Annotated in this window: 3 protein-coding genes and 1 pseudogene; 1 reads left to right on the forward strand and 3 read right to left on the reverse strand. The window is 42.5% G+C overall.

Annotated elements, in window-relative coordinates; genetic code table 11:
* Nucleotides 1–27: 27 nt before the first annotated feature.
* Together IM500_RS09285 and IM500_RS09290 are read right to left on the reverse strand one after the other, a co-directional pair.
* Entirely contained in the window at nucleotides 28–423 is a 396-nt protein-coding gene (locus tag IM500_RS09285; RefSeq protein ID WP_287738177.1) for a FliH/SctL family protein, read from the reverse strand.
* A gap of 87 nt (nucleotides 424–510) precedes the next feature.
* The gene (locus tag IM500_RS09290; RefSeq protein WP_287738178.1) at nucleotides 511–1,386 is read right to left on the reverse strand and encodes an Rpn family recombination-promoting nuclease/putative transposase; all 876 of its coding nucleotides are present in this window, start codon (nucleotides 1,384–1,386) and stop codon (nucleotides 511–513) included.
* 190 nt (nucleotides 1,387–1,576) lie between these two features.
* Here IM500_RS09290 and IM500_RS09300 point away from each other — a divergent pair.
* A pseudogene (locus IM500_RS09300) lies at nucleotides 1,577–3,098 on the forward strand (methyltransferase regulatory domain-containing protein).
* A gap of 570 nt (nucleotides 3,099–3,668) precedes the next feature.
* Here IM500_RS09300 and IM500_RS09305 read toward each other — a convergent pair.
* Nucleotides 3,669–4,787 (reverse strand): peptidylprolyl isomerase, encoded by a 1,119-nt coding sequence (locus tag IM500_RS09305; RefSeq protein WP_190722572.1) that lies wholly within the window; start codon nucleotides 4,785–4,787, stop codon nucleotides 3,669–3,671.
* Nucleotides 4,788–5,037: the final 250 nt, after the last annotated feature.

The raw sequence follows: 5,037 nt of genomic DNA on the forward strand, positions 1-5,037 counted from the left end.
CTACCCTTGATAAGGGTGGTAATAGCTTCAATTTCCTCGCGACTTTTCTGGGGGAAATCGCTTTAAGAGTTCCTGCTTGGAATACTGTAGGAGTAAAGGGGTAAATTCTTCCGGAGACAGTTGTAAAATCCGGCTGATAATAGCTTGAATTTCTGGGTCTAACTCACCAAAACGGACTCGGAGCAGGTTTTCCACCACCAGACGTTTCCCCTCTTGCAGACCCCGTTCTAGACCCCGTTCTAGACCCCGTTCTAAACCCCGTTCTAAACCCCGTTCTAGACCCCGTTCTAGACCCCGTTCTAAACCCCGTTCTAGACCCCGTTCTAGACCTTCTTGCAGACCACGTTCTAGACCTTGTTTTTCTCCTTCGGCCAGTGCCTCTTGATAGACTCTCGTTTGTTTTAAATCACTTAGTTCAAACATAGCTTCAATTTCCTCGCGACTTTTCTGGGGGAAGTAGTAGGGTTAATTCATGAATTAACCCTACCCTTGATAAGGGTGGTAATAGCTTCAATTTCCTCGCGACTTTTCTGGGGGAAATCGCTTTAAGAGTTCCTGCTTGGAATACTGTAGGAGTAAAGGAGTAAATTCTTCCGGAGACAGTTGTAAAATCCGGCTGATAATAGCTTGAATTTCTGGGTCTAACTCACCAAAACGGACTCGGAGCAGGTTTTCCACCACCAGACGTTCTCCCCGTTCCAGACCCCGTTCTAAACCCCGTTCTTCTCCTTCGGCCAGTGCCTCTTGATAGACTCTCGTTTGTTTTAAATCACTTAGTCCAAACATAGCTTCAATTTCCTCGCGACTTTTCTGGGGGAATTTGTAAATGATGATACTTTCGATTAGGTCAATTAACTGCCGTTGACTGGACTGGTCGGTGATTTCTTCTCTGGTCCGCTCGATTAGGGTTTGAGCAGTCCTCACCGCTGCCGTTTCCGACTCTACTACTAATTTAATCACACCGATTCCTAAGGAGGGATGGGACACCTGGGGCAATTCATCGAGATAAATGCGTCTAACGCTTGATAAATTGAGGATTTCGCCAAAATGTAGCGATTGTTCCCGTTCCACCCCACGATGGGGATAAATGACGACAATTTGCCAGGGGTGAGGTGGTCGATATTGTTTTAGAAATAGGAACAATTCCGCAAAAAGTCGATAGTATAAGCTGTCGTCCGCTTGGAACTGCACTTCCACTAGGTAGAGGGGTTGCTGACTATCTTCTCTGAGTGGTATAAATAAGCCATCGAGACGGAAAGAGAGTTGTTTCACCTCTTGGGAGGTAAATTGATAGTTTGCTGCTCCCGGTTGCGGTTGTCCGATTAGGTCAAAAAAACTGTCGGGAAAGCGCAGGAAGATTTGGTAAAAGAGACTGTCAGTTTTCACGAGAAATCTCGCTTCTAGGGTTTATTGGCAATGCCGAATCGTTTGGCTAAACGGTTAATACTCTAGTATTAATAGGCATTGTATAATTTTTTCTCCTTGCTGTCACCAACAAAAATCTAGGGGACATGGCTCTTTTCCTGTATAATCAAGTCTTAATTTTATGACTTGTCATTATATTTGAGGAAAATCTATGAATTGGACAGAAGGATATGTATCGGAAGTTAACTACACTAGCGGCTTTTACGGCGAGTTAAGTCCCCTAAAATTAGGTTTAGCGACTCTGATTAAATCGATTCACCCCCCCCGATTCTAGTCGAGAATTTACCTATTGTGAATTGGCCTGTGGTCAGGGTTTTACCACGAATATTTTAGCGGCTACCTATCCCCAGTCCCAATTTTATGCCAATGATTTCAACCCTAGCCATATCGCCACGGCTAGAGATTTAGCGGCCAAGGCGGGAATGAAGAATATTCTTTTCTTTGATGATAGTTTTGAGGAATTTTTAGAGCGAGATTTACCTCAATTTGATTTCATCAGTCTGCCCGGAATTTATAGCTGGATTAGTGCCAGAAATCGCCAAGCAATAGTTAATTTTATTCGCCGCAATCTCAAGGTGGGGGGATTAGTTTATATCTCCTATAATGCCCTTCCGGGTTGGTCGGCGGCGATGCCGATGCAAGCTTTAATGTTACGTCATGGTCAACATAGTTCCGAACCAATTTTAACCCGCATTGAACAGGCACTTAATTTTACGGGAGAATTATTAGAAGCTAATGCTAGTTATTTTGTTCAAAATCCAATTTTAAAAAATCGTTACGAGCGCCTGAAGGAACAAAATCGTTATTATTTAGCTCACGAGTATTTCAATCAGGAATGGAATTCTTTTTACTTCGATGAAGTAGCGAAAGAATTAGAGGATGCTAAACTTAAATATGTGGGTTCCGCTCATATTAATGACCATATTGATACGGTCAATCTCTCACCAGCAGCTCAAGAAAAATTAGCAAAAATCAGCGACCCAATCTATCGGGAAGTGGTGCGAGATTTCTTTGTTAATAGCCAATTCCGTCGTGATATTTTTAGTCGAGGCTCTTTAAGTTTAACCAGCCAAGAACAGCTTAAACAACTACAAGAAACCCGGTTTGCTCTGCTGGTTAATCCCGCAAATATCAAGTTCGAGCATCAGTTTCCCGTGGGAGAAGTTAAGTTACAGGAGGCAGTTTATCAGCCAATTTGTCAGGTTTTGGCGGAATCTCCCCAAACTTTACTGCAACTGCAAAATCACCCCAAAACCTCAAATATTAACTTAAATGGTCTTTACCAAGCTCTTATGATTTTAACTGGTATTGGCTATATTCATCCTGCTGTCGATGAGCAAACTTGCCAAGAACGGAAACCATCTACTAATGCTTTTAATAATGCAGTGAAAACCAAAGCAATCTATAGTGAGGAATTAAACTTTTTAGCTTCTCCTTTGATTGGGACTGGAGTAGTGGTCAATCGTTTAGAACAATTATTCCTCTTGGCTAAATCCTCTAACCAAGATGCCGTACAATTTGTTTGGCAAAATTTGGCAATTCAAGGCAAAAAAGTGGTTAAAGATGGGAAAACTTTGGAAACAGAGGAGGAGAATATTACTCATCTGAAAACAGTGTACGAAGAGTTTAGTAAAGAACGTTTACTAACATTGCAAAAACTAGGTATTGAGTAAATACTAAGTAAGTAATCTCATTGTAACTGGCTACTTAGTTGATGATAGGTGGTGCGTTACGACGGATTTTTACCTTCAAGTCAAAGCAGCAATTTTTGCTGTTACGTTTTACTACTTAGTGGTGCGTTACGACGGATTTTTACCTTCAAGTCAAAGCAGCAATTTTTGCCGTCTAACGCACCCTACGTTTTACTACTTAGTTGATGATAGGTGGTGCGTTACGACGGATTGTTACTTTCAAGTCAAAGCAGCAATTTTTGCCGTCTAACGCACCCTACTGGACTGTTTCAACTAAAATAGGGCAATAGATTTCGGCTTAAAGTCTTAGATTATAGAATTTATAGCATTTTTCTAATACACCAAATTAGCTGAAACAGTCCACTACGTTTTGCTGAAAAGGTCGTTAACACAGTAACATCTACTAGCTGCATCGCTTTCACTAGCGGGGAATATTGACCCCGACAATTGTTACTTTCTGGGGGTATCGGGGGAAGCACCCAGAATCTGAGATACTTCCCCTATCTTGACTAATCTCTGTGCCTTGACAAGAGCCAGTCAAAAACCCCCACCCTAGCTAGGTTGGACGAGATTATTTAAGCCATAAACCACTTTAGCGCTGATAATCTTGTCCTTATCGGTAAGTTCTTCTAATACCTCTTTTCCCTGGACTAAATAGCCAAAAACCGAATAACGACCATCCATGAGATTAAACCCCGGAGGAGTTAATTCATTATCGAATTTAAAGAAAAAGAATTGCGAGGAACCTCCGTTAGGATTAGTATCCGGACGCGCTAGGGCCACTGCACCGAAAGCGTTAAAAGGTAAGGCGAGACTGGGTAAGTAAATCCCTAATTCTTCGAGAGTATTGCCATAAACTGGTTCTTCTTCCCCTTTAATCAAAATTTCTAAGGGAATAGAGCGATATTGCTTAGTTTTCGGGTCAACAAAGCCCTCTTCTGCACCGACGGGATCCCCGGTTTGCACAACGAAATTATCTTCGCTGCGAATGAAGGGTAAACCGTCATAAAAACCCCGTTGGACTAAATCCACAAAGTTACCCCCATTAACCGGAGCGCTGTAACCATCCACAACGATGGTTAAATCCCCTTTGGTGGTCTGCATCTCTACGCTGGCACGTCCTCGCAATTGCGGCAAGTTAGCGTATTCCGGGGGAACGTTAAAGGGAAAACCCACCACCATTAATTCTTCTAAAGCGGTGATATTATTGAGCAATTCCCGTCTGGTTGACCAAACTGCCTCTTTATCTTTCGCTTCTACGGCCGTATCGAGGTCTGCCACTCCCGTTTTGAGTTTTTCGATTAATTCCTCCCCTTGGCTTTTACTTGCTTCGGGAACACTATCTAAGATAGCCTTGCTTTTGGTAGAAAGGGCATAATTGGCATCCTTGACATCTTTTTTAATCGGACTCCAACGTTTGGCCCGCAGATGTTTGGCAATATCTTCGATCGATTGTTGCACTTGACGAATTGGTTTATTATCTATGGGTAAGGCATTGCGTAAAATAGCAGTGGGATCCGTTACCGCATCACCCTGAGCAAGCACAGCTAAAGCAGGGGCAGTCCCCTTAGCCGTGAACAGACTTAAGATTAAAAATAGTGCTAGGGCAATACTAGCACCGCTTTTTAAGAAAAATTTGCCCCATTCCCGTAATCTTGTCTTTATTTTCATATTTTGGTCGGTTCCTCAATGGCCATACCTATCCAAAATACTTGTAGGCTTTTAGGGGAACCCTTGTCAATAGCTGAGAAAACTGATCGAAGTCATCAGTTATCAGTTATCAGTTATCAGCTCCTGAAGGACGCAAAGCGCCCTAAAAAGAAAAAGAGAAACTAGGGACAAGCCCTGATATTCTAAATCTGGAAGTATCCTGAACTCAAACCGGAGTAACAATGGTGTCATCAGACCCGATTATCAGCAA

Source organism: Microcystis sp. M179S2 (genome assembly GCF_020245805.1).
Classification (GTDB): domain Bacteria; phylum Cyanobacteriota; class Cyanobacteriia; order Cyanobacteriales; family Microcystaceae; genus Microcystis; species Microcystis aeruginosa.